Annotated in this window: 23 protein-coding genes; 10 read left to right on the top strand and 13 right to left on the bottom strand. The window is 37.0% G+C overall.

The window, feature by feature from the left end:
* Position 1: 1 nt before the first annotated feature.
* Positions 2-1,342, bottom strand: a complete 1,341-nt coding sequence (locus DYE60_RS00795; protein WP_115314742.1) for a Na(+)-translocating NADH-quinone reductase subunit A — start codon at positions 1,340-1,342, stop codon at positions 2-4.
* 369 nt (positions 1,343-1,711) lie between these two features.
* On the opposite strand from DYE60_RS00795, the gene nfuA reads away from it, so the two are divergent.
* Complete coding sequence (nfuA, locus tag DYE60_RS00790; protein WP_115314741.1) at positions 1,712-2,293, top strand: Fe-S biogenesis protein NfuA; 582 nt, start codon at positions 1,712-1,714, stop codon at positions 2,291-2,293.
* Between the two features lie 83 nt (positions 2,294-2,376).
* Here the strand turns inward: nfuA and DYE60_RS00785 are convergent, their stop codons facing one another.
* The 7 genes from DYE60_RS00785 to lepB form a co-directional block, all read right to left on the bottom strand.
* The gene (locus DYE60_RS00785) at positions 2,377-3,219 is read right to left on the bottom strand and encodes an undecaprenyl-diphosphate phosphatase (protein WP_115314740.1); all 843 of its coding nucleotides are present in this window, start codon (positions 3,217-3,219) and stop codon (positions 2,377-2,379) included.
* A gap of 1 nt (position 3,220) precedes the next feature.
* Entirely contained in the window at positions 3,221-4,042 is an 822-nt protein-coding gene (locus tag DYE60_RS00780) for a pyridoxal phosphatase (RefSeq protein WP_115314739.1), read from the bottom strand.
* Positions 4,043-4,060: 18 nt separating this feature from the next.
* Positions 4,061-5,779, bottom strand: a complete 1,719-nt coding sequence (gene recJ, locus DYE60_RS00775; protein ID WP_115314738.1) for a single-stranded-DNA-specific exonuclease RecJ — start codon at positions 5,777-5,779, stop codon at positions 4,061-4,063.
* 151 nt (positions 5,780-5,930) lie between these two features.
* Positions 5,931-6,899: a tRNA dihydrouridine(20/20a) synthase DusA gene (gene dusA / locus DYE60_RS00770; protein ID WP_115314737.1), complete on the bottom strand. Its 969-nt coding sequence runs from the start codon at positions 6,897-6,899 to the stop codon at positions 5,931-5,933.
* A gap of 101 nt (positions 6,900-7,000) precedes the next feature.
* Complete coding sequence (gene era / locus DYE60_RS00765) at positions 7,001-7,906, bottom strand: GTPase Era (RefSeq protein ID WP_115314736.1); 906 nt, start codon at positions 7,904-7,906, stop codon at positions 7,001-7,003.
* A gap of 20 nt (positions 7,907-7,926) precedes the next feature.
* Positions 7,927-8,607, bottom strand: a complete 681-nt coding sequence (gene rnc / locus DYE60_RS00760) for a ribonuclease III (protein WP_115314735.1) — start codon at positions 8,605-8,607, stop codon at positions 7,927-7,929.
* 12 nt (positions 8,608-8,619) lie between these two features.
* A complete protein-coding gene (gene lepB / locus DYE60_RS00755; protein WP_115314734.1) occupies positions 8,620-9,624 on the bottom strand; it encodes a signal peptidase I in 1,005 nt (334 codons plus the stop codon).
* 314 nt (positions 9,625-9,938) lie between these two features.
* Here lepB and rlmKL point away from each other — a divergent pair, with 314 nt between their 5' ends.
* From rlmKL to betA, 9 genes are all read left to right on the top strand, one after another.
* Positions 9,939-12,086, top strand: a complete 2,148-nt coding sequence (gene rlmKL / locus DYE60_RS00750; protein ID WP_115314733.1) for a bifunctional 23S rRNA (guanine(2069)-N(7))-methyltransferase RlmK/23S rRNA (guanine(2445)-N(2))-methyltransferase RlmL — start codon at positions 9,939-9,941, stop codon at positions 12,084-12,086.
* A gap of 265 nt (positions 12,087-12,351) precedes the next feature.
* Positions 12,352-13,167: a transferrin-binding protein-like solute binding protein gene (locus DYE60_RS00745; RefSeq protein ID WP_115314732.1), complete on the top strand. Its 816-nt coding sequence runs from the start codon at positions 12,352-12,354 to the stop codon at positions 13,165-13,167.
* A gap of 63 nt (positions 13,168-13,230) precedes the next feature.
* On the top strand, positions 13,231-14,040 hold the full coding sequence (locus DYE60_RS00740; protein ID WP_115314731.1) for a Slam-dependent surface lipoprotein: 810 nt from the start codon (positions 13,231-13,233) through the stop codon (positions 14,038-14,040).
* A gap of 63 nt (positions 14,041-14,103) precedes the next feature.
* Complete coding sequence (locus DYE60_RS00735) at positions 14,104-14,994, top strand: transferrin-binding protein-like solute binding protein (protein WP_115314730.1); 891 nt, start codon at positions 14,104-14,106, stop codon at positions 14,992-14,994.
* 63 nt (positions 14,995-15,057) lie between these two features.
* Positions 15,058-15,804 carry a transferrin-binding protein-like solute binding protein gene (locus DYE60_RS00730; protein ID WP_115314729.1) on the top strand — a complete coding sequence of 249 codons (747 nt, stop codon included), beginning with the start codon at positions 15,058-15,060 and terminating at the stop codon, positions 15,802-15,804.
* Positions 15,805-15,928: 124 nt separating this feature from the next.
* A complete protein-coding gene (gene uriH / locus DYE60_RS00725; RefSeq protein WP_115314728.1) occupies positions 15,929-16,876 on the top strand; it encodes a uridine-preferring nucleoside hydrolase UriH in 948 nt (315 codons plus the stop codon).
* 161 nt (positions 16,877-17,037) lie between these two features.
* Positions 17,038-17,622 carry a transcriptional regulator BetI gene (betI, locus tag DYE60_RS00720; protein WP_115314727.1) on the top strand — a complete coding sequence of 195 codons (585 nt, stop codon included), beginning with the start codon at positions 17,038-17,040 and terminating at the stop codon, positions 17,620-17,622.
* Positions 17,619-19,082, top strand: coding sequence for a betaine-aldehyde dehydrogenase (gene betB / locus DYE60_RS00715; protein WP_115314726.1), 1,464 nt, complete (start codon positions 17,619-17,621; stop codon positions 19,080-19,082). The genes betI and betB overlap by 4 nt, the downstream gene beginning before the upstream one ends.
* Before the next feature lie 13 nt (positions 19,083-19,095).
* Positions 19,096-20,766: a choline dehydrogenase gene (gene betA, locus DYE60_RS00710; RefSeq protein ID WP_115314725.1), complete on the top strand. Its 1,671-nt coding sequence runs from the start codon at positions 19,096-19,098 to the stop codon at positions 20,764-20,766.
* Positions 20,767-20,838: 72 nt separating this feature from the next.
* Here the strand turns inward: betA and DYE60_RS00705 are convergent, their stop codons facing one another.
* From DYE60_RS00705 to tilS, 5 genes are all read right to left on the bottom strand, one after another.
* Positions 20,839-21,510: a thermonuclease family protein gene (locus DYE60_RS00705; protein WP_115314724.1), complete on the bottom strand. Its 672-nt coding sequence runs from the start codon at positions 21,508-21,510 to the stop codon at positions 20,839-20,841.
* A 118-nt stretch (positions 21,511-21,628) separates the two neighbouring features.
* A complete protein-coding gene (gene fghA, locus DYE60_RS00700) occupies positions 21,629-22,471 on the bottom strand; it encodes an S-formylglutathione hydrolase (RefSeq protein ID WP_115314723.1) in 843 nt (280 codons plus the stop codon).
* Between the two features lie 63 nt (positions 22,472-22,534).
* Positions 22,535-23,647: an S-(hydroxymethyl)glutathione dehydrogenase/class III alcohol dehydrogenase gene (locus tag DYE60_RS00695; RefSeq protein WP_115314722.1), complete on the bottom strand. Its 1,113-nt coding sequence runs from the start codon at positions 23,645-23,647 to the stop codon at positions 22,535-22,537.
* 22 nt (positions 23,648-23,669) lie between these two features.
* Positions 23,670-23,945, bottom strand: a complete 276-nt coding sequence (gene frmR / locus DYE60_RS00690; RefSeq protein WP_115314721.1) for a formaldehyde-responsive transcriptional repressor FrmR — start codon at positions 23,943-23,945, stop codon at positions 23,670-23,672.
* A 138-nt stretch (positions 23,946-24,083) separates the two neighbouring features.
* On the bottom strand, positions 24,084-25,343 hold the full coding sequence (tilS, locus tag DYE60_RS00685) for a tRNA lysidine(34) synthetase TilS (protein WP_115314720.1): 1,260 nt from the start codon (positions 25,341-25,343) through the stop codon (positions 24,084-24,086).
* Positions 25,344-25,483 lie beyond the last annotated feature (140 nt).

Raw genomic sequence — 25,483 nt, 5'->3', positions numbered from 1 at the left:
CTTAACCTTCCTTCTCGATCTTTTCTAACGCCTGACGTAAGAGAGGACCGTACTCGTTTTTACCTGGACAAACAAAGGTACAAAGAGCTAAATCTTCTTCATCTAATTCTAAACAACCTAAATTCTGTGCTGAATCAGTATCACCTGCCGCTAAATCACGCAACAATAATGTTGGAATGATATCTAATGGCATCACACGTTCATATGCACCGATTGGCACCATTGCACGCTCACCACCGTGTAAAGCAGTATTGAAATTAAATAATTTCTTACTGAAATACCCTAATGTAGTACGTGTAATAGAGAATTTCTCCTTACCTGGCATAATCCAGCCAAATAATTCTTTCTCACGACCTTCTGTAATCACTGAAACTTGCAACGCATAACGACCTAAATAATCAACAGGCCCTTCTGCTTTTGCACCGCTTAATACAGAACCTGAAATCACACGGTTATCCCCTTCTTTTAACTCATTTTGAGTTAATTGAGAAAGATTTGCACCCACACACGTTTTTACTAAACGAGGTGTTTTAACCTGTGGTCCAGCTAAAGAAATAATGCGTTCAGCACATAATTCACCTGTTGTGAATAAACGACCGATAGAGATTACATCTTGATAGTTGATATACCATACCGACTTAGTGATGCTTACAGGATCAATAAAGTGAATATGTGTACCACTTAACCCTGCTGGGTGTGGGCCATCAAATTCGTGAATTTTTAAATTTGGTAAATCAACCGTTGGAATATTACTTCCGCCCGCTTTACAAAGATGAACAGGACTTTCATCTAAATGACCTAACACAGTTAAACCATTGATAAAATCTTGCCAGTGTGCTTTTAACACCACTTCTGGATTTGCAGCTAATGGATTGGTATCCATTGCATTAACAAAAATTGAAGATGGTTTGCTGTCGATCGCAGGCACTTTACTAAATGGACGACTACGAAACGCAGCCCACATACCTGAATCTACTAAATTTTGTTTAACTTGCTCTGCGTTCAAAGAAGCTAACTCTGAAACCTCATAGCGAGAAAAAGTAATCTGCTCCGAACCTTCAACTTTAATTACGACGGATTGAAGAACACGTTTTTCACCACGATTGATCGCAGTAATCGTTCCGCTTGCAGGTGCAGTAAAAATCACGCCTGGGTTCTTTTTATCTTCAAAAAGAACTTGACCTTTTTTCACTACATCGCCCACTCGAACTTTCATTGATGGACGCATTCCCACATACTCTTCACCCAGTATCGCAACTTCACTGATGGCATTGCCATCGTGGATTACTTGTTCTGGTTTTCCAGAAATTGGAAGATCCAAACCTTGTTTAATTGTAATCATAATTATGCACTACTTTTATTGGGTTAATACAAATAATTGCAAAAGTTTGCAATCGCTTTTATTGAGCCAAAGTAAAAATAAGAATAAACATTTCCCCACTTATCCTTAAATCACTTTGTTAATTTCTCAAATTCTGAATTTGTTATTCAACTATATTTTCCTTTTATAGCTAAATAAAAATAAACACTCTATTTTACCCAAAAATGCCCCTTGAATTCCACCTAAAAACTGTTTTTTTTCTCTTTTCTCGCTATTTTATTTAACAAAATGTAACAATACTTCAACAAAACAGCCTAAAATTTGATACTAGTCAAATTTAGTAATCACAGGTAGAATAAGCAAGTTTTTAAAAATAATGATGGAATTCAAATGAACATTACAATCTCGGAAAATGCCCAAAACCATTTTAAGAAATTATTAGACCAGCAAGATGAAGGCACCAACATTCGTATTTTCGTAGTAAATCCAGGTACACCTCGTGCAGAATGTGGCGTATCATACTGCCCCGCTAATGCGGTTGAAGAAAGCGATACAGAAATGAAATTTAAGTTTTTCTCGGCTTTTATTGATGAAATGAGTATCAAATTTCTTGATGATGCTGAAATTGATTATGTTACCGATGAATTTGGGGCTCAACTTACCATGAAAGCACCCAATGCCAAAATGCCAAAAGTTGCTGATGACGCACCTTTAATTGAACGTATTGATTACGTCATCCAAACGCAAATTAACCCGCAGCTCGCTAATCACGGTGGAATGGCAACATTAACAAAATTAACTGATGACGGTATTGTGATTCTGCAATTTGGAGGTGGCTGCAATGGTTGTTCAATGATTGACGTTACCTTAAAAGAAGGGATTGAAAAGCAGCTAATTAGTATCTTTGGCGATGAAATCAAAGGTGTACAAGACGCAACGGAACACCAAGCAGGCGAACATTCTTATTATTAAGCTTTATCAAATTATTATGTTTAGCTAAAAATAACGACAGGGTTTGCCCTGTCGCTACAACAATATTGTACAAGTCTAAAATATTATCCCTGAATATTATAATTAAACACCCAGCTTGCAATTAAAACGGCGACACCCGTTGTAATTCTAAGCCACGCAAAAAGCGTGAAATCTCGGCGACTAACCCAATCGACTAGCCAACGAATGCATAGCAATGCCACAACAAAAGAAACCAATGTCCCAATACCTAAAATCATTAAGTCTTGACTTGATTGTAACAATGCTTTGTGTTTGAGTAAATCTAATAATCCTGCTCCAACTAGTACTGGAATACCTAAGAAAAAAGAAAACTCAGCGGCCGCTTTCCGAGATACCCCAAGCCATAACGCACCAATGATAGTCGAGCCTGAACGAGAAGTTCCAGGAATAAGAGCTAAGCACTGGAATAAACCAATTTTTAATGCTGTTTTGATATTCACGTCTTCGGCTTCGTTAGCAATAATCGTTTTCGGTAATTTTTCAACATAGAAAATCAGTAATCCACCAATAATCAACATTACCGCCACTACAACAGGGTGAAATAAATAAGATTTAATCTGATCCGCAAAGGTAAAGCCAACGATCATAACAGGAATCGTAGCAACAATTAAACTTAGCCCTAATTGACGTGGATTACTCAATCCTTCAGCTTTCCCTGTCAATAAACCGATCAATGCGTGCCACAAGCGTCCCCAATAATCATAGATTACGGCGAGAATTGCCCCTAATTGAATAACAACAACGAACAAATCTGATTTTTCAGGCGTCCAAAAATCCATTAAATCAGCTGATAAAATCAAATATCCAGTGCTTGAAATCGGCAAGAATTCCGTAATGCCTTCAACAATCCCCATTAAAATGGTTTTAATTAGCAATAAAATATCCATTCTATGCTAATCCAAATAACTGCTCTAACTCTGTTGCAATGCTATCTTCATTGTTAGAACCAATTACTTTATTTGCTTTATCTTGTACTTCTTGTTCACAGCCACCCATTGCAATACCTAATCCTACAAACTCTAACATACTGATATCATTAAAATTATCTCCAAATGCTACCGTTTTTTGTGGATCAATACCTTCAATTTTAAGCAATTCTTTTAAACACGCCCCTTTGGTATTTCCTTGATGAGTAATATCCACACGATCGACCCAAGACCACTCAGGGCTTACTTGTTCAAGCGGTAATTTTTTTACAAAGTTTTGCATTTTTTGTAGATCTGGATCGCTAATTAACACTTTCCATACCGTTGTACCTTGATCAATCACATCTTGATATTTTGCTACTTGATGTACATTCGGACGCACGCTTTCATCACACGAATTTACCCATTTTAAAAAACGTTCAAAATGAGGATTAAGTTGCTCATAAGTCATTGCATCACGAAAATAAACAGATACATGAATACCTTCAGCCTGTGCTGAATTGATCAATTCAGACGCTAATTGCGGAGGTAACGGATTAGACACTAATGCTTCATCTTTATGGAAATCATAAAGATAAGTACCATTACAACAAATCACAGGAGTATCTAATCCCAATTCGGCATAATAAGGGCGTACCGCTGTATGATGGCGACCTGTTACAATGTAAACTTTCACGCCTTTTTCTCTAGCCAGCTGAATCGCCTTTTTACTTGATGCTAAAATCGTACCATTACTGCTTAATAATGTACCGTCTAAATCAAATGCAACTGCTTGATATAACATAGTATTTACCTTCTAAAATTAAACAAAAATTTCTCGTACAAGTAATTGTAAACTTGTATTTCCTCTAAATTCGTTGATGTCTAAACTATAAACTAAACGTGCCACTTTGACTGATAAATCAGGGAATAATTTCAAATCTACATTGAATAAAATCGCATCAAATAGCTGGTTATGAATTTCAACCATCATTTTTAAATGCTGTCCCCCTACAAGACGTTGCTGAATAATTTTAAATTCACCTTCAAACAACGGTTCTGGAAACATCTGTCCCCAAGGACCAGCTTCCTGTATCAAGCGAGCGGTCTCTAAATTAAATTCATTACTCAATAATTCGCCATCAGTATAAATGATATTTTGTAGCTGATCAGCACTGATCGTTTGATTGATTACCTCATCAAATACACGTTGAAACTGTAAAAAATTATCCTGATGAATAGTCAAGCCCGCCGCCATTGCGTGTCCACCAAATTTTAAAATTAAGTTCGGATGCTTTTGATCAATAAGCTCTAACAAATCTCGCATATGCAAGCCCGCAATTGAACGAGCCGATCCTTTAATAAACTCACTATCTTCACTTTCTTGAGCAAAAGCAATCACGGGGCGATTAAATTGATCTTTAATACGAGAGGCTAAAATACCAATCACACCTTGATGCCAATCAGGCTGATAAAGCACAATTCCATAAGCTTCAATATTCTGCATTAAATGAGGTAATTTCGCACAAATTGAAAGTGCCTCCGTTTTCATTTCTTGCTCAAATTCTTTACGAGTTTGGTTAAGACTATCCAATTCAAAAGCAATTTGGCGTGCCTTATCCATTTCTTCACAAATTAGTAATTCCACTCCTAACGCCATATTTTCTAAACGCCCAGCGGCATTTAAGCGAGGAGCTATCGCAAAACCAAGATCGCTTGCTTTTAACTTTGAAAGATCTCGCTTAGCAATTTCCACCAATGCCTTGATCCCTGCTCGACAGTAACCTGAACGAATTCGGTTGATCCCTTGATGAACTAAAATTCGATTATTGTGATCCAAAGGCACAACATCTGCAACCGTACCTAATGCCACTAAATCCAGCAGCTCGGCCAAATTCGGCTCAGAACCTGCTTCAAATAAATTTAGTGCTCGCATTTTCGCTCGCAATGCCAACATCACATAAAAAATAACCCCCACTCCCGCTAAGGATTTTGACGGAAAACCACAATCATTCAGATTAGGATTCACAATCGCATCAGCACAAGGTAATTCCTCTGGAGGCAAATGATGATCGGTAATAATGACTTGAATATTATGCTGTTTCAACAACGCAACCCCTTCCACAGAAGAAACGCCATTATCCACCGTGATGACCACTTCTGCACCGAGATCAATCGCCATTTGCGAAACGCTAGTGCTTAAACCATAGCCCTGAGAAAAACGATCAGGGATTAAATAATCGACATTTAAAAAACCAAGTTGCTTCAAAGCAATAAGAGTTAATGAAGTACTGGTTGCTCCGTCTGCATCAAAATCCCCTACAATCACAATTTTTTTCTTCTGATGATAAATATCAATCAAAAGATCCGTCACTTTTTCGATATTAGCGAATTGCATTGGGGAATGTAAAAACTTCAGACCATACTCTAACTGCTGGGCAGTCGTTATACCTCGAGCCTGATAAAGACGGTTCAATAAAGGATCGTCTGAAAGTTGGGTGTTAGTTACTAACTCACGTTGCTTAATAATTTTGTTTGACATAATTTGCGATAAAAGAAGCGGTCAGATTTTTATAAAAATTTGCAAAATATAATTTTACTATAAAATCGACAAACCACTGATTAAAAATATAATTGTAACTGAAATAAGAGCCAAAAAGCCCTCAAGAATTTTCTTCCTGAGAGCCTTTATTCTATTTGACAAAGCCTAATGCGGTTTCAACAACCTCAATGCCTGCCCCTTGTTTATGGGCATTTTCACTTAAATGGCGTCGCCACCGTTTCGCACCACGACAACTCTGAAACGCATTTAGCATCGGACGAATCATATGATTTAAAAAGACGCCTTGCGACAATTGTTGTTCAATATAAGGAAACATTTTTTCTACAGCTTCAATCGGTGTAACCACTGGGGCTGTTTCATCAAATAATGCCTGATCGATATAACCTAATAAAGTTGGATTCTGAAATGCCTCTCGCCCAACCATCACTCCATCAACAAAATCTAAATGCTGCTTGATTTCCTCAATAGTTTTAATACCACCGTTAATACTGATATTTAAGTGCGGAAAATCACGTTTTAGCTGATAAACACGTTCGTAATCTAAAGGCGGTACTTCACGATTTTGTTTTGGACTTAACCCTGAAAGCCACGCTTTACGAGCGTGTACGATGAAATCATCACAAACTGGTTGCACTTTTTCAATAAAATCGCATAAAAACTCGTAGCTATCCAAATCATCAATCCCAATACGATGTTTAACCGTCACAGGAATTGCCACTTCATTTTTCATCGCTTCTACACATTGTGCTACCAAATCAGCTTTCGCCATTAAACACGCCCCAAACATTCCATTTTGAACCCGATCCGAAGGACAACCAACATTCAAATTGATTTCCGTATAGCCTCTTTGTTCAACTAATTTCGCACATTGAGCAAGCTGTTGTGGATCGCTTCCGCCAAGCTGTAATGCAACAGGATTTTCTGCTTTATCAAAAGCCAATAAGTCATATTTTGCATTTAAAATAGCTGGAGAAGTTATCATTTCACTGTAAAGTAAAGCGTGTTTTGTGAATTGTCTATGAAAGTAACGACAATGAGGTGTTGTCCAATCAAGCATTGGGGCAACAGAAAAGCGACCACGATAATTTTTATTTAGCATTTTTTAGAATTGTTTTAAAAGGTAGAAAAAAATAAAGCGGTCTAATTTTGATCATTTTTTGCAAAATCTGATCAAAATCCTACCGCTTATTCGTATGAATATTACTCGTCGATATAGCCTAAACTACGTAACGCACGCTCATCATCAGCCCAACCTGCTTTTACTTTAACCCAAAGTTCTAAGTAAACTTTGCCGTCAAATAAGCGTTCCATATCTTGACGAGCCTCTGTGCCGATCGTTTTAATACGGCTACCACCATTTCCGATCACCATTTTTTTCTGACCGTCACGTTCCACTAAAATTAAGCCGTTGATTTCATAAATACCACGCTCATTTACGTGGAATTTTTCGATTTCAACTGTTACCGAATAAGGCAACTCTTCACCCAAGAAACGCATTAGTTTTTCACGGATGATTTCTGATGCCATAAAACGTTGTGAGCGGTCAGTAACATACTCTTCAGGGAAGTGATGCGTACCTTCACGCAATGATTTTCTCACGATGCCTTTTAACACATCAACGTTATTTCCACGTTCAGCAGAGATCGGTAAAATTTCTTTAAAATCAAATTTTTGTGATAATTCTGCGATATGTGGCAATAACTCTTCTTTCTCTTTGATATTATCCACTTTGTTGATCGCAAGAAGCACAGGGGCTTTGGTCGCACGCAACTTGTTTAATACCATTTCATCATCGTCATTCCATTTCGTGCCTTCAACCACAAAAATCACCAAATCAACATCGCCAATCGCACTGCTTGCAGCACGGTTCATTAAACGGTTAATCGCACGTTTTTCTTCAATGTGTAATCCCGGTGTATCCACATAAACCGCTTGATATTGCTCTTCGGTATGAATACCTAAAATACGGTGACGAGTGGTTTGTGCTTTACGTGATGTAATTGAGATTTTTTGCCCTAAGATTTTATTTAATAGGGTTGATTTTCCTACATTTGGACGACCGACAATGGCGATAAATCCACAATAGCTTTTGTTTGTTTCTGTCATTTTATTTCTTCTATAAATAATTATTTTTTTAAGTTTAGCTGAGTAATAATTTGCTCAGCAGCGTTTTGTTCAGCCTTACGGCGACTGGTTCCTACACCAACAAATTCTTGTGCCATATTTTTGATCTGGCAGGTTACTTTAAAAGTTTGGTTGTGGGCTTGCCCTTTAATATCAATCACTTCATAGGTTGGCAGTGGCAATTTTCTACCTTGAAGATATTCTTGTAAGCGAGTTTTCGGATCTTTTTGTGCGTCACCTGGTGAAATTTCATCGAGGAAAGTTTTATACCAAGCCCAAACACATTCGGTGACTTTATCCATATCCTTATCGCAATCAAGAAAAATTGCCGCGATAATCGCCTCAACGCAATCCGAGAGAATGGAATCTCGTCTTGCTCCGCCACTTTTTAGCTCGCCTGAACCTAATTTTAAATATTCCCCTAAATTAAATTCACGGGCAATAATGGCTAAGGTTTTTTCACGCACCAATGTTGCTCGCATACGACTTAATTCGCCTTCTGGTGATTTAGGGAATTTATGGTATAACGCACGTCCGATCGCAAAATTCAAAATCGAATCGCCTAAAAATTCTAAGCGTTCGTTATTTTTGGTTGCAGCACTGCGGTGCGTTAAAGCCTGTTTTAAGTAATCAATTTGGGTAAATTGATAACCAATTTGTTTTTGTAATCGTTCTAATTTCATTTTTGATAATAGCTATTTAATTTTAGTGAAAAATCTATTCCATCGTAATCCAGTTGGGTATTCATCTTGTTTTTTATCTAGACTCATCCAAATAAAGACTGCTTTACCCACGATATTTTTTTCAGGCACAAAGCCCCAAAAACGACTATCTTGACTATTATCTCGATTATCACCCATTACAAAATATTGCCCTTCTGGTACTTTCCATTCTCCATAAGACATTCCTTTTTGTTCATAGAAACATTCATAATCAGGAACAATTTGATTTCCTTTTAAATTACACTCAATATAAGGGTGATAAGGAAGAGTTAAAATATTATGAGATACACTCCCTTGTTCAATATGCTCAATAGGAATAAGAATGTTATTTCTGATATTACGCATAAATTCAAGATTTTCTCCCATATTAGTATATTGATAAGCAATCTTTTTACCATTATGAGTTACGGTTAAGGTTTTATTCAGGTAATCATATTTAATTAAATCGCCTCCAACACCGATAACACGTTTGATATAATCAACATTTGGGTGTTCAGGAGCTTTAAATACGATAATGTCTCCATTTTTAGGGTGTCCTGTTTCAATTAAAGTATTTTGCCAAATCGGATCTTTAATACCATAAGCATATTTTTCTACTAACAGAAAATCCCCAACACGTAAGGTGGGTTCCATTGAACCTGACGGAATTTGAAACGGCTCATAAATAAATGAACGCACAATGGTCACAATGGCTAAAATGCCAAATAGTGATGAGAAAAACTCAGTAAATACAGGTTCTTTTAAGATTTCTGCTTTTTCTTCTTGGGTAAGCGAGCGTTTTAATAGCACTTCTTGCTCATCAATTTTTACTTTACGACGTGGCATTAGACAAAAACGATGATAACACCAACACAGTCCACAAATGACTAATAAACCAACAAGAATAATAGAAATTGTGTTAGGTAGTTGTAACGCGTCTAATCCTCGCCAAACACCGTATAAAACAGCAATAAATCCAATAAGCACCAAGTTTTCCATTCATTTTCTCCAAAAAATTTTAATTTATATAATAGATTAAGACTAAAAAGTTTATCAAAGTACCATTACTCAGCACGGTTGTTGAGCCTGTCGAAACATTAGTGCTTTTAAATAATAGTCCCTTCGACAAGCTCAGGGAGCGAGAGTAATAGCCTTATCTTATATTTAATTTATCGTAGTGCGATCAATTTGCAAAAAGTTAAAAAAATATAACCGCTTAACCGAACTATTGTACGTTATTTTTGACATTAGAGAAACATTCACGTTCATTTTATATTATACTATCCACAATTCTTTTTACTGATGAAACAAAAATGACGAAACAAACAACTTATTTTGCCACCACAGCACGTGGCTTTGAAGAAATGCTGAAAACCGAATTGACCCAAATGGGCATTGAACAATGCAAAATCGCACAGGGTGGCGTGCATTTCACCACAGATCAAAAAGGGGTTTACACCGCCTTATTATATTCTCGCCTTGCGTCACGTATTTTATTACCACTAACCCAAGCAAAAGTATTTGATGATATCGATCTTTATAGTGCAGTAGTAGGCTATGCGTGGGAAGATCTTTTTGATGAAAGAGATACCATTTTTATTGATTTTAACGGCACCAACGACGCAATTCGCCACTCTCAATTTGGGGCAATGCGTGTGAAAGATGGTATTGTGGATCACTTTGAGCGTGCAGGGTTTAATCGTCCAAGCGTGGATAAAGATCAAGCGGATATTCGTATCCACGCTTACTTAAACCGTGAAGAACTGATTCTTTCATTAGATTTAAGTGGTGACGCTTTGCATTTAAGAAATTATCGTACCGATACCGGTAAAGCGCCATTGCGTGAAACCTTAGCAGCAGCGATTGTGTTGCGTTCAGGCTGGCAAAAAGGCACACCTTTGGTTGATCCAATGTGTGGTGCAGGGACATTGTTAATTGAAGCGGCTCAAATGGCACTGAATATTCCCGCTCAAATCAATCGCTTACACTGGGGATTTGATTCGTGGAAAGGACACCAACCCGCAGTATGGCAAGCGGTCGTTTCTGAGGCAAAAAATGCTATTTTATCTTCTGATGAAATTCAATTTTATGGGTTTGATTTAGATCGCCGAGTAATTGAAAAAGCGAAACAAAATGCCGAAAATGCCGGTGTAGGTGATGTTATCCAATTTAAACACGGCGATGTAGCCGCCCTTAAAAACCCTGTTGAAAATAAAAAAGGCACGCTTATTTGTAACCCTCCATACGGTGAACGCTTAGGCACAACACCAGAACTTATCGCCCTTTATACAGTATTCGGACAACGTTTAAAACAGCACTTTGCAGGCTGGAATGCCTCAATATTTAGCAGTGAAGCGGATTTATTAAACTGCTTACGTTTACGCTCACACCGTCAATTTAAAGCAAAAAATGGACCATTAGACTGTATCCAAAAAAATTATTTATTAAGTGATCGTAAACGTGAAGAAAGCGAAATCACACAGCTTAAATTTGACGCTGACGCACAACTTGCCCCTGATTTTGCGAATCGCTTAAAGAAAAATATCAAAAAAATTGATAAATGGGCAAAACAGCAAGGCTTAGATTGCTACCGTTTATACGACGCTGATTTACCCGAATATAACCTTGCGGTGGATCGTTATGGCGATCATATTGTGGTGCAAGAATACGCTGCACCAAAAACGATTGATGAACAAAAAGCCCGTCAGCGTTTATTAGACGCAGTGGCAGCAACCCTTTCTGTAACGGGGATTGAAACTAATAAATTAGTGTTAAAAGTTCGCCAAAAGCAAAAAGGCACTAATCAATATGAAAAATTAGCCAATAAAGGCGAATATTTCCACGTGACCGAATACGGTGCGAAATTGTGGGTAAACTTAACGGATTACCTTGATACTGGCTTATTCCTAGACCACCGTTTAACTCGCAGAATGGTTGGCGAAATGGCAAAAGGCAAAACATTCTTAAATCTTTTTGCATACACAGGTTCAGCAACTGTTCACGCAGCCTTACACGGTGCGAAAGCAACTACAACAGTGGATATGTCAAATACCTACTTAAACTGGGCGGAACAGAATTTAGATTTGAATGACTTTGACCTGCGTAATCACCGTTTAATTCAAGCGGATTGCTTGCAATGGTTAAGCGAATGCCGTGAACGTTTTGAAGTGATCTTCGTTGATCCACCAACCTTCTCAAATTCAAAACGAATGGAAGATAGCTGGGACGTACAACGTGATCATTTAGAACTGTTTACAAAACTAAAACGCATTTTAACCAAAGACGGAACCATTATTTTTTCAAATAATAAACGTAATTTTAAAATGAATATAGACGGCTTAACAGAGCTTGGTTTAGTGGCTGAAAATATCACTGAAAAAACCATTCCACTAGATTTTGAACGTAATAAACACATTCACAATTGTTGGATTGTTAAAAATAGCGAGAGTGTAAGCGGTTAAATTTTAATTAAAATTTACCAAATTAGTACAGATTTAAGGGGAAATATTTTCCCCTTATTTTTTTATTTAAAATCTAGCCAAAGCTCATTTATTGTCTTAAAATAGCCGAATTCAACATCATTCTTATTTATCCAATCTTCAATTTATATAACACGGTGACCTTATAGATACACTCAAAAAGCAAACGATTGCTAACGCAAGGTAAAGCGGTCATATTTTTATCAAGATTTACAAAAGTTCTATTCACTCACAAAAGGATTTAACAATGAAAAAATTAGCATTAGTAACGGTGATGTCTTTGATTTTAACAGCTTGTGGAAGCGGTGGTGGCAGTAGCTCCGCTGATAGTACAAAACCAGAAAAAATTGAAGGGGTACTTTTAGCCTTTGATTTTGAACATCCTATTAAAGAAGAATCAACGTATCCTGATGGAAAAACCGAATACTTTAATGATTATGAATTAGCAATGACTAGATTTTCTAAAAATAACGATATTAACCATATTCTAATTAACAGTGTATCAATTGCTTTAAATCCTAATGGTGATGAGCAATATACTGATTATTATAATGAGGATGGAATAAATACCATAAAAGTAGGAAAAGTTCTCAAGTCTGCTGTTAATGGTAAAGCATACAAATATATGCGTTTTGGTATCCATGATGTTTATAATTATAATCCAGAAAAATTTGATGAAGAATCGTATAACAAAAGCCAAAGGGAAGTTGGGGTTTTTGTTCAAGGTTATGCAACTGAAAATATGCCAAGTTCAGGAATAGTTACATATAAAGGTGATGCTTATGGTGGTTCAGAAGCTTTAACTAAAGGAGAAAGCAGAATTGATGTCGATTTTGGTCATAAAACCTTAGTAGGAACATTATCTGATTGGCAAGATTATGAGTTCCTTGAAGAAAATGACAAAACTCAAACAATCACTTTTGGGGCATCTATTAAGGGGAATCAATTTGATGGTAAAAATGTGAAAGGTGCTTTCTTTGGTCATAATGCAGCTGAAATAGGTGGTATTTATTATGATAAAGAAAAAGGCGAATGTGCTGTTTTTGGAGCTAAAAAACAATAACCAAGCGGTGACATTTTTATAAAAATTTACAAAAACTCTATTCACTCACAAAAGGATTTAACAATGAAAAAATTAGCATTAGTAACGGCGATATCTTTGATTTTAACAGCTTGTGGAAGCGGTGGTGGCAGTAGCTCCGCTGATAATACAAAACCAGAAAAAATTGAAGGCGTTTTATTCGCATATGATTTTCTTCATCCTGTTGAAAAAGAATCAAAAGATCCTGCTGGAAATATAATTACATATGATGATTATGAAATAAAAACAACGAGATTCTCTAAAGATGATGACATAAATCATATTCTAATCAATAACGTATCTATTCCTTTAAATCCTAACGGCGATGAAAAATATACTGCATATTATCAGGGAGTTGGAGATGATGCCGTCGAGGTAGGGCAAGTTTTAACGTCTATTGTGAGCGATAAGACATACAAACATATGCGTTTTGGTCAACATAGTACTTATGATTATGACCCAAATTATCACGAATCCCATCTTAAAGATCAGCTAACCTTTGGTATGTTTGTACAAGGCTATGTCACTGAAAATATGCCAACATCAGGAACGGTTACCTATAAAGGCGATGCTTATGGTGGACTAGAAGCATTGACTAAAGGAAAAAGTAAACTTGATGTCGATTTTGGTCATAAGACACTAAAAGGAACACTGTCTGATTGGCAAAATTATGATTTCCTTGCAGAAAAAGATAAACTTCAAACAATATCTTTCGATGCATCTATTGAAGGAAATAAATTTGAAGGCAAGAATGTAAAAGGCTCTTTCTTTGGTCGTAATGCGGATGAAATTGGGGGAATCTATCATGATGAGATCCGACGTGAAGGGGCTGTTTTCGGAGCTAAAAAACAATAACCAAGCGGTGATATTTTTATCAAAATTTACAAAAACTTCATTCATATAAAACAGGATTCCAAAATGAAAAAATTAGTTTTAGTAACAGCGATTTCTCTGGTTTTAGCGGCTTGTGGCAGTGGTGGCGGAAGTGGCTCTGCTGATAATAGTTATGTAAAAGAGGGAAAGCTAGAAGGTGTATTAACCTCTTATGATATGTATCCTGATGAAAATGGAAAACTAATATCAAAACTGGAAGAAATAACAGATGTAAACCCTGATGGCACAACAGATACTTTTACAACAGAAAAAGAAATTACTCGTCCTGTTTCTGGTGGTAAAGATCTTAATCATATTATGATCAATGGTACAAATGTTCAGCTTTTACCTGATGATTATAATAAACAAGAAAATTATGAGAAAAGAGTAAAGGAATATGATGAAAAAATTACTGTAACAATAAATCCAGATAAAGTAGAGAAAGAAGTAATTGTTGAAGGGGAAAGATTAAGTAATGTAATCAGTGGATTACAATATAAATATATGCGTTTCGGCATACATGATGATTACGTTCCAAATCCTGATGATTTATCTAATGACACGGTAGAAGATGCAACTTTTGGAAAATTTGTTCAAGGTTATGTAACCACAAATATGCCACAAAAAGGGAAAATCACTTATTTAGGCGATGCTTACGGTTACTCTTATTCTCCCCTTAGAAAGGGAAAAAGTACCATTGATGTCGATTTTACAAATAAAACATTGAAAGGAACATTATCCGATTGGCAAAACGATGATTTACTCAATAATCCTCTTTCAAAAACAATGATGTTTAATGCAAAAATTGACGGTAATCAATTTGAAGGGAAAGATGTTCAAGGTCGATTCTTCGGGAGCAATGCAGCGGAAGTCGGAGGAATATACGACAGTAAAGAAAGAGGAGAGAGTGCAGTTTTTGGAGCTAAAAAACAATAACCAAGCGGTGATATTTTTATCAAAATTTACAAAAAATTCATTCATATAAAAAAGGATTCCAAAATGAAAAAATTAGTTTTAGCAACAGCGATTTCTCTGGTTTTAGCGGCTTGTGGCAGTGGTGGCGGAAGTGGCTCTACCACGCCTAGTGAAAATTCCCTAAATACACCTCATCATTCCAACGCAAGAAATCTTGCTGCCAATATTATATTTTCTGAAAATTATAATAAAATTGACTCTGAGACCTCAGAAGAAGATATCGGTGAAAATGATGAATATAGCACTAATATGGATCTCAATAAAATTGAAATTGAAGGACGTAAAATCACCTTGATACCAGTAGGTATTAGCACTAAAAAATTACTAATTCAACAACCTGACAACCTTAATAAAGCCAAAGTTGTTAGTGGAACTCAATTCCAATATTCTCGTTTTGGTTTTGTCGATAAACATTTCTTCGCACAAGGTGATATAACCCCTGTAAACGATTTACCAACAGGGAAAGATGTCAAATACTCTGGTTTCGTGGTTGCAACAGCTGTTGAAGATGAAAAAAACAGTGGAGTTGTAACTGGTGATAGTTCATTTACAGTAAATTTTGATGATAAAACCTTAAGGGGCAAATTTAGTAATTTTGAAGATGGAAAAATAGCTGATTTTTCACAAAATGCACGATTTCAAAGTAACTTTTTTTATGGTGGTATGTCAGGTAAATTTTATGGAAAAAATGCGACTGAGTTAGCCGGTGTATTACAAACAGCTATTGATAGCAAAATGATTTTCGCTTCTTTCGGAGCTAAAAAACAATAACCAAGCGGTGATATTTTTATAAAAATTTACCAAAATCTGTCTTTTGCTTGTTCAGTATTAGGCAGATTTTTTATATTATTAGTCATTGTATTTATTGTTTAATACTGACACTTAGGAGTGAATAATGACGACTAAAATTATTTTAGATTGTGATCCAGGTCACGATGATGCAATTGCCATAATGTTAGCTTATGCAAACCCTAAGATTGAATTATTGGGCGTTACCACTGTTGTTGGTAACCAGACACTAGACAAGGTCACGCGTAATGCTCTTTCTGTCGCGAAGATGATTGGAATGAAAGGCATACCTTTTGCTAAGGGCTGTCCTCGCCCTTTGATTAAAGAAATTGAGGTTGCTCCTGATATTCACGGCGATTCGGGTTTAGATGGCCCAAAACTTCCAACGCCTGAGCAACAACCTATTGATAAGCACGCTGTTAATTTTATTATTGATACCATAATGTCTCACGAGCCAAAAACTATTACCTTAGTGCCAACAGGTGGTTTGACGAATATTGCAATGGCGATACGTTTAGAACCTAGAATTGTGGAACGAGTCAAAGAAGTAGTGCTTATGGGCGGTGGTTATCACGAAGGAAATTGGAGTGCAGTGGCTGAATTTAATATCAAAATTGATCCCGAAGCCGCTCATATTGTGTTTAATGCAGGTTGGGAGGTTACGATGGTAGGTTTAGATTTAACTCATCAAGCCCTCGCTACACCAGAAGTGATCGAAAGAATTAAAGCAATCAATACTAAGCCATCTCAATTTGTCGTTGAATTATTGGATTTCTTTGGAAAAATGTATAAACAAAGTCAGGGCTTTGACTATCCACCAGTCCACGATCCTTGTACCGTTGCTTATTTAATTGATCCAACGGTAATGACAACAAAACGAGTACCTGTTGATATTGAATTGCGAGGTGAATTAACGGTCGGTATGACGGTGGCTGATTTTAGATATCCAATTCCAACAGATTGTAAAACCCAAGTAGCGGTAAAATTGGATCACGCTAAGTTTTGGGGAATGATCTACGAAGCACTCGAAATAATCGGGAATCCTGATGAATAATTAAACAATGGTTTAATAATAATTAACTTATTAAACCGTTTTTTATTGATAATAAATAATATCCACACCGCCACCATAACCAATACTTTTTATTTTAATTGAACGTTCAATAAAAATAAATTAGAATGAAATATGAACAAATTTTAGAAAAGGACATTTGAATGCCAAAAGTTGGAATGCTAGAAATTCGGCGACAGCAACTTATTCAAGCAACATTGGTTTGCGTTGAAAAGTATGGGGTTGCAGATACCACCATTGTGCAGATAGCTCAACAAGCGGGGTTATCTTCTGGCATAATTAGCCATTATTTCGGCGGTAAAATGGGATTGCTCTATGAAACAATGAAAGAGTTAATGAGAGAATTACGCCTTTCAATTATAGAAAAAAATAAAGTTGAAAAAGAACTATCCCCCCAACGAGCGATTGAAATTATTATTGATTGTAATTTTGATCCGAATACAGATTCCGCAAGAATGAAAGTGTGGCTCTCCTTTTGGTCGATGAGTATGCACCAAGAAGATCTTAATCGTTTACAAAAGATCAATGATAGCCGTTTACATTCCAATTTATTATTTCATTTCAAAAAATTATTACCCAATCAACAAGCCAAAAATGCAGCAAGAGGATTAGCTGCTTTAATCGACGGATTATGGTTACACGGTAGTTTACGCAGTAAAGAGTTCGATCATTATCAAGCCCGATCGATCGCAAAACAATTTCTAAATAACTTATTGGAGGAACAATGAAATTTCCCACTCAACAACTTTATATCAATGGTAAATACTACAACGCCACGAGTGGACGTACTTTTACCACAACCAATCCAGCCACAGGCGAGACCTTAGCAGAAATTCAAGTTGCTTCAAAAGAAGATATTGATTTTGCAGTAGATTGTGCCGTTAAAGCTCAAAAAAAATGGGCTGCATTAACCGCCGTAGAACGTGCAAGAATTTTAAATAAAGCCGTTACAATTTTGCGTGAACGCAATGATGAATTAGCACTTTTAGAAACCTTAGATACGGGTAAACCGGTAAGTGAAACAATACATGTGGATATTGTGACTGGGGCTGATGTGATTGAATATTATGCTGGCTTAGCCACCTCGATTGAAGGTACGCAAATTCCGCTTCGTGAAGATAGTTTTGTTTATACTCGCCGTGAGCCATTAGGGGTGATTGCAAGCATTGGGGCATGGAATTATCCGATCCAAATTGCAATGTGGAAATTAGCACCAGCCTTAGCAGCAGGAAATGCCGTTGTCTTTAAGCCAAGTGAAGTCACCCCTTTAACCACCTTAAAATTAGCAGAAATTTTAACGCAAGCAGGCGTGCCAGATGGTGTCTTTAATGTGGTAAACGGAACGGGAGCTGATATTGGCGATTTCTTAACGCAACACCCAAGAATTGATAAAGTCTCTTTCACAGGCGGATCGCATACGGGTAAAAAAGTGTGTGCCAGTGCGATTACGTCTAATCTAAAAGAAGTGACAATGGAATTAGGTGGAAAATCACCCGTTGTGATTTGTGATGATGCAGATTTAGATCTAGCAGCAGACATTGCCGTAATGGCGAATTTTTATAGCTCAGGTCAAGTGTGTACGAATGGTACACGTGTTTTTGTCCCTGCAAAACTTAAAGCCGAATTTGAACAAAAAATAGTTGAGCGTGTGCAACGTATTAAAATGGGTGATCCACAAGATCCTGACACAAACTTTGGCCCATTAGTGAGCGAACCCCATATGAACCGAGTGCTAAATTATATTGAACTCGGTAAAAAAGAGGGGGCAAAATGCTTAATCGGTGGCGAACGTGATTTAACTTTCCCACAGGGCTACTATGTACAACCAACGGTCTTTACTGATTGTACCGATGAAATGACCATTACCAAAGAAGAAATCTTTGGCCCTGTAATGAGTATTTTAAGCTATGAAACGGAACAAGAAGTGATTGAACGTGCAAATAATACGGAATATGGCTTAGCAGCTGGCGTAGTAACCAAAGATCTAAATAAAGCTCACCGTATTATTCATCAGCTTGAAGCGGGTATTTGTTGGATCAACACTTGGGGGGAGTCTGACGCTAAAATGCCTGTGGGTGGTTACAAACAATCTGGTATTGGACGTGAAAATGGGATTGAAACCTTAAAACACTATACGCAAACAAAATCTATTCAAGTTGAATTAGGCAGATTTGAATCTGTATTCTAAAAAGGAGAACACAATGAGAGAATTTGATTATATTATTATTGGTGCGGGATCTGCTGGTGGTGTATTGGCGGCTCGTTTAAGTGAAGACAAAGAAACGAACGTCTTATTATTAGAAGCGGGCGGCCCAGATTATCGCTTAGACTGGCGTACTCAAATGCCAGCAGCTTTAGCTTTTCCTATCCAAACTAAACGCTATAACTGGGGTTATGAAACAGATCCTGAGCCACATATGAATAACCGCCGTATGCAATGTGGACGTGGTAAAGGGCTTGGTGGTTCATCGTTGATTAACGGTATGTGTTACATTCGTGGTAATGCGATGGACTATGATAACTGGGCTAAGCAAGATCCATTATTAGCTAACTGGACATACCTAGACTGTTTACCTTATTTCAAAAAAGCAGAAACACGCGATATTGGTGGTAATGATTATCACGGTGATAATGGACCGTTGCACGTCACTACGCCTAAAACAGGAAACAATGAGTTATTCCACGCAATGGTCGAAGCAGGCGTGCAAGCAGGCTATCCAAGAACGGAAGATTTAAACGGCTATCAACAAGAGGGTTTTGGACCAATGGATCGTACCGTCAGCCCAAATGGTCGTCGTTGTAGTACGGCTCGTGGCTATTTGTCTGATGAAGTCAGAGCGAGAGAAAATTTAGTGATTGTAACCGATGCCACCACAGATCGTATCTTATTTGAAGGTAAAAAAGCAGTTGGTGTGTGCTATTTGAAAGCAGATCAGAGCATTAAAGCATCTGCGAAAAAAGAAGTACTACTTTGCTCTGGTGCGATTGCATCACCAACCATTTTGCAACGTTCGGGTATCGGTAATGCAGAACTTTTAAAAGAATTAGACATTCCACTGGTTCACGAATTAAAAGGGGTGGGCGAAAACTTACAAGACCACTTAGAACTTTATGTTCAGTTTGAATGTACTAAACCAGTAAGTATTGCCCCAAGTTTGAAATTACACAATCAAGCAATGATCGGTGCAGAGTGGATGTTTAAAGGCACAGGCTTAGGAGCAAGTAACCAGTTTGAAGCGGGGGGCTTTATCCGTTCTGATGAACGCTTTGAATGGCCAAATTTACAATATCACTTCTTACCGATTGCAGTAAATTATGACGGCTCAAATGCCATTGAAAGTCACGGCTTCCAAGCCCACGTGGGTTCAATGCGTTCGCCAAGTCGTGGACGAGTCAGAATTAAATCAAGAGATCCATACGAATATCCAAGCATTCTGTTTAACTATATGGCAACAGAGCAAGACTGGGAAGAGTTCCGTGCAGCAATTCGCATTACGCGTGATATTTTCACCCAAGACGCACTAAAACCTTATGTGGGCAAAGAGCTTTCACCAGGCATTGAGTGTCAAAGCGATGAAGAATTGGATAAATTTATTCGTGAACACGCAGAAACCGCCTTCCACCCATCGTGCAGTAACAAAATGGGTTCTGGCGAAGATGCCGTAGTAGATAATTTTGGACGAGTACACGGTGTAGAACATTTACGTGTGGTTGATGCATCAATAATGCCGATTATCACCACTGGTAACTTAAATGCCCCAACCATTATGATGGCAGAGAAAATCGCCGATCATATTCGTGGCATTGAGCCATTACCACGTGCAGAAGTGCCTTATTTCAAAGCAAATGGTCTTCCTGCTAAACATAAATAATCGTTAACTGATTGATTTATTAAGGCTAAGTTTTACCTCAAACTTAGCCTTTTTCTTTTAAATTCTTTATTTTTATTTACGATATAACTTATTACAAGGAATACCATCATTATTTCCGTCTAAATGCTTCCCCCAAGCACATTGATGAAAATATTGAACCGCTAGGTTATAGCTTGATATTTTTTTACAACTTAAACGGTGTTTACAATTCACAGCACCATTTTTTAAAGAGTTTGCTCGTGTTTTCTTCGTATTTTGATGTCTTAGTTTTTGACTTTTACGCCATTCATAAGGCTCTATTGGCGACTTATCTCGCCATAAACCTAAACCGTGAGATTTCGCCTTTTGTTGAGCATTGCGATAAATATCTTGAGAATTATAACGGTACGCCCACGCAAGTCCTGCCTGTACCATTTTTAAATTCACATTAAGATTTTTATCATAAATTACCCCTAGCACACGATTATAACGATCGTAGCCTTGTATTTTTAAGGTGACATATTTTTTGAATACTAAACGTGACAGTAATTGCATTGATTTCTTACCAAATGGCTGAGAAGATTCTGGAGCATCAATATAAAGTAAACGGACTTTCAACGGCTTATTATTGTATAAACAACGTACTGTATCGCCATCTGAAACGCCAACAATTTTACATTGCAACGAACGAAATGGCTTCGCATTTACAGGTAATGATATAAAAATTAGAGCCTGTAATAAGACGAATAATATTAGTTTTTTCATTTTATTATTTAATTTATTAAACTATATAAATTTTGAAAGAAAAGAAGCGGTCAGATTTTATAAAAAATTTGCAAAATTTAAAAAAAATCTGACCGCTTCAATTAAAAAGATAATCTTGTTATTGTGATAAGCTCGCATTCAATCTTTCAGAATGATATCGAACGTGATCTTCGATAAATGACGCAATAAAATAATAACTATGATCGTAATTTTGATGGTAACGAACATCAATGTTTACATTCATTTGTTTACACGCATTTTCTAGCAATTCTGTTTTAAGTTGCGATTGATAAAAATTATCCGCAAGCCCTTGATCCACAAGAATATGCTCTACGCTATTTCCCTCTAAAATCAAATTTACTGCATCATATTTTTTCCAATCTTGTTTATTTTCCCCTAAATAATGCCCAAACGCTTTTTCTCCCCACGCAACTGAACTTGGAGACACTATCGGCGAGAAAGCAGAAACACTCACATATTTTTCAGGATTTTTTAACGCCAATACCAATGCACCATGCCCGCCCATTGAATGCCCCATAATTGATTTTTTCCCTGTTACAGGAAAATTATTTTCAATTAAATGAGGTAACTCATTGAGAATATAATGGTACATTTGATAATGTTTATTCCACGGAGATTGAGTCGCATTGACATAAAATCCCGCACCTTGACCTAAATCATAATCAGGGCTATCTGCCACCTGCTCACCACGTGGACTCGTATCAGGCATCACAATAATTACGCCCTGCTCTGACGCGTAACGCTGAATACCCGACTTGGTCATTACATTTTGTTCTGTGCAGGTTAAACCCGATAAATAATATAATACCGGTAATTTTTTTTCTTTGGCTTGTTCAGGCAAATAAATTGCAAATTTCATTGAGCAATCTAATGTTTCAGATGAATGTGACCATACTTCTTGCCAGCCACCATAAAGATAATAACTTTCTACTTTTTCCATTTTTATATCCTTCGCTTTATTAAAAATAATTTAGACAACATTACCGTTGCCTAAGTTTATCTCTTAATAGTTAATCACCGTACGAATGGATTTTCCTTCGTGCATTAGCTCAAAAGCTTCGTTGATTTGCTCAAGTTTCATCGTATGTGTCACAAAAGGCTTTAATTTAATTTCGCCTTTCATTGCATCTTCAACAATATTTGGCAATTGACTACGCCCTTTCACCCCACCAAATGCAGAACCACGCCACGCACGTCCTGTCACTAACTGGAATGGACGCGTTGCAATCTCTTGCCCCGCACCCGCGACACCAATTACGATAGATTGTCCCCAACCTCGATGAGCCGCTTCAAGTGCTTCACGCATTACATTCACATTACCGATACATTCAAAAGTATGATCAATACCCCATTTATTCACTTTCTCAAATAGAACATCTTTCATTGGCTTATCATAATCTTTTGGATTAAAACAATCCGTCGCACCGAATTCTTTCGCTAATTCAAACTTAGCTGGATTCGTATCGATAGCAATAATACGTCCTGCTTTAGCTTGTTTCGCCCCTTGAATAACAGCTAAACCAATCGCTCCTAATCCCCATACCGCAACTGAATCGCCTTCTTGTACTTTTGCCGTATTATGCACCGCACCAATTCCTGTTGTCACACCACAACCTAATAAACAAACGTGTTCGTGATTCGCTTCTGGGTTAATTTTTGCTAATGATACTTCTGCAACAACTGAATATTCACTGAATGTTGAACACCCCATATAGTGATAAATTGGTTGCCCGTTATAAGAAAAACGAGTCGTCCCATCTGGCATTAAACCTTTACCTTGTGTATCACGCACTGCCACGCAAAGATTCGTTTTTCCAGATTGACAAAATTCACATTCACCACATTCTGCCGTATAAAGAGGAATAACGTGATCCCCTACGGAAACACTTGTCACTCCCTCACCAACTTCAACAACAATCCCCGCACCTTCGTGTCCTAAAACAACAGGAAAAACGCCTTCTGGATCATTACCCGATAAGGTAAAAGCATCAGTATGACATACGCCAGTATGAGTATTTCTAATTAACACTTCCCCTTTCTTTGGTGGTGCAACATCAATTTCAACAATCTCTAATGGTTGATTTGGTGCAAAAGCAACAGCGGCACGAGATTTCATAATTACTCCTTTTGTAATTTTATTATTTAAGATACGATCGAACTAATGTAATCGCATTATTCACAGATTCATTTACTTTTGCATCATAACTTTCATCTAAATTAAACGTTTCACGCATATGGCTTTCTAAAATTTCAGCCATTAAACCATTTGTTGCACCACGAATAGCCGCAACTTGTTGTAAAATAGCTTTACACTCAACTTCATTTTCTAATGCAAGTTCTAATGCATTTAATTGCCCTTTAATACGTCTTACGCGTGTAAGTGCTTTCTTTTTTTCTTCTGGTGTACTTGGCATTATTTATCCCTCATCAATCCTTTATACTATACCCCAGTATAGTTTTGGAAGCAACAATAAATTTATATTTATCATCCTTGAATTCGGAAACAAACATTTTATTTATAAAAAATGATTATATAACAATATGTTATATTTTTAATTTAATAGAGTGATCAACTGTTCTTGCCAAAAAACTACAGGCGTTTGAGAACGTAACCAAGTGGGAATTTGATGGTGTTGCCAAATTTTTTTCATTTCTTCACGCTGTGATTTACCATAAATTTTCACTTTTCCCGTGCAACCTAACTTTATCGTTAAAGGCTGATTTTTCAGTTCTTCGGGTAAATTGAAGCGGTCATTTTTTTGTGAAAATTTGCAAAAAATCTGCTCACCTAAATGAGTGATTTCAGCGAGATTATTTGGCAAAATGATCCTTTGAGCTGGTTTGATTTCCACAGAAAATGGCGAGATTTCAATTAGTTCATCGGTGATAAAAAGTTGAGATTGATAACGACGAATAATATGTTTTCCCAATTTTAATTGGGGATTTTTATCATTCTTAGCGTGAACAAAATTAAGCAACTGATCAAGCTGTACCATCGTTGGTGTGACTACCCCACATTTTTCTAACCACAAACGTAATAATTGTTGTTGTTTTAAGATTGAAAATTGTGAGAAAGCGGTGATATTTAAGGATTTTTTTGCAAAATCCCCCCATTTATACAATTCATCATTGAGCAATTCTGCTAATAATAATTGCTGATTTTCACAATGTTTCGCACTGCGAGATACCATTTTAGCAAAGTGTTGCCAGCGTTGATTTAGTAATGGCAGAATTTCTTGGCGTAAAAAATTACGGTCAAAATGGGTGTTCTGATTACTCTCATCTTCAATCCATTTTAGCTGATTTTGCTTTGCATAAGCGGTGATATTTTGCTTAGAAAATGCAAGTAATGGGCGTAATAAGGCAAAACCGTGCGAGTGACTGATTTGTTGCATTGCAGACAGCCCATTTAAACCACTGCCACGCTTTAATGCAAGAAAAAAGGTTTCCGTTTGATCGTCTAAATGATGTGCCGTCACCAACATTTCATCACTTAAAATGGTTTCTCGGATTGCTTGATAGCGTGCGGTTCTCGCACTGTTCTCAATGTTTTTTATCCCATCAACGGTGACTTTTTTGATGACTAATTCAATGCCATATTGATCGCAAAGTTGCTGACAAAAATCCGCCCAGCTATCAGCATTTTTACTTAAACCGTGATGAACATAGATCGCTCTCAGTGTAGATTTATTGTATGTTTTACAAAGTAAATCTAACAGCACAACAGAATCCACGCCACCACTTAGTGCGACAAGAAGCTTTTGTGAAGGTGTGATAAGTTGTTGTAATTGCTGTTGAAATTGAGAAAGCATTGTATTTTATAAAAACATAATGATGAAAATGTAGAGGAGCATTAGAAAGCTTGTTTACGTATATGCTCCCGAACAGTTTATTGATAAAAAACGGGCGGATATTTCATTCGCTTTGCTCATTCAATCCGCCCCTACCCTAA

This window comes from Phocoenobacter uteri, from assembly GCF_900454895.1.
GTDB classification, from domain to species: Bacteria; Pseudomonadota; Gammaproteobacteria; order Enterobacterales; family Pasteurellaceae; genus Phocoenobacter; species Phocoenobacter uteri.
This window is presented reverse-complemented; position numbering and strand designations above follow the sequence as displayed.

Coding starts and splice junctions, on each gene's coding strand:
- DYE60_RS00795 (WP_115314742.1), bottom strand. CDS start 1,342: ATGATTACAATTAAACAAGGTTTGGATCTTCCAATTTCTGGAAAACCA.
- nfuA (WP_115314741.1), top strand. CDS start 1,712: ATGAACATTACAATCTCGGAAAATGCCCAAAACCATTTTAAGAAATTA.
- DYE60_RS00785 (WP_115314740.1), bottom strand. CDS start 3,219: ATGGATATTTTATTGCTAATTAAAACCATTTTAATGGGGATTGTTGAA.
- DYE60_RS00780 (WP_115314739.1), bottom strand. CDS start 4,042: ATGTTATATCAAGCAGTTGCATTTGATTTAGACGGTACATTATTAAGC.
- recJ (WP_115314738.1), bottom strand. CDS start 5,779: ATGTCAAACAAAATTATTAAGCAACGTGAGTTAGTAACTAACACCCAA.
- dusA (WP_115314737.1), bottom strand. CDS start 6,899: ATGCTAAATAAAAATTATCGTGGTCGCTTTTCTGTTGCCCCAATGCTT.
- era (WP_115314736.1), bottom strand. CDS start 7,906: ATGACAGAAACAAACAAAAGCTATTGTGGATTTATCGCCATTGTCGGT.
- rnc (WP_115314735.1), bottom strand. CDS start 8,607: ATGAAATTAGAACGATTACAAAAACAAATTGGTTATCAATTTACCCAA.
- lepB (WP_115314734.1), bottom strand. CDS start 9,624: ATGGAAAACTTGGTGCTTATTGGATTTATTGCTGTTTTATACGGTGTT.
- rlmKL (WP_115314733.1), top strand. CDS start 9,939: ATGACGAAACAAACAACTTATTTTGCCACCACAGCACGTGGCTTTGAA.
- DYE60_RS00745 (WP_115314732.1), top strand. CDS start 12,352: ATGAAAAAATTAGCATTAGTAACGGTGATGTCTTTGATTTTAACAGCT.
- DYE60_RS00740 (WP_115314731.1), top strand. CDS start 13,231: ATGAAAAAATTAGCATTAGTAACGGCGATATCTTTGATTTTAACAGCT.
- DYE60_RS00735 (WP_115314730.1), top strand. CDS start 14,104: ATGAAAAAATTAGTTTTAGTAACAGCGATTTCTCTGGTTTTAGCGGCT.
- DYE60_RS00730 (WP_115314729.1), top strand. CDS start 15,058: ATGAAAAAATTAGTTTTAGCAACAGCGATTTCTCTGGTTTTAGCGGCT.
- uriH (WP_115314728.1), top strand. CDS start 15,929: ATGACGACTAAAATTATTTTAGATTGTGATCCAGGTCACGATGATGCA.
- betI (WP_115314727.1), top strand. CDS start 17,038: ATGCCAAAAGTTGGAATGCTAGAAATTCGGCGACAGCAACTTATTCAA.
- betB (WP_115314726.1), top strand. CDS start 17,619: ATGAAATTTCCCACTCAACAACTTTATATCAATGGTAAATACTACAAC.
- betA (WP_115314725.1), top strand. CDS start 19,096: ATGAGAGAATTTGATTATATTATTATTGGTGCGGGATCTGCTGGTGGT.
- DYE60_RS00705 (WP_115314724.1), bottom strand. CDS start 21,510: ATGAAAAAACTAATATTATTCGTCTTATTACAGGCTCTAATTTTTATA.
- fghA (WP_115314723.1), bottom strand. CDS start 22,471: ATGGAAAAAGTAGAAAGTTATTATCTTTATGGTGGCTGGCAAGAAGTA.
- DYE60_RS00695 (WP_115314722.1), bottom strand. CDS start 23,647: ATGAAATCTCGTGCCGCTGTTGCTTTTGCACCAAATCAACCATTAGAG.
- frmR (WP_115314721.1), bottom strand. CDS start 23,945: ATGCCAAGTACACCAGAAGAAAAAAAGAAAGCACTTACACGCGTAAGA.
- tilS (WP_115314720.1), bottom strand. CDS start 25,343: ATGCTTTCTCAATTTCAACAGCAATTACAACAACTTATCACACCTTCA.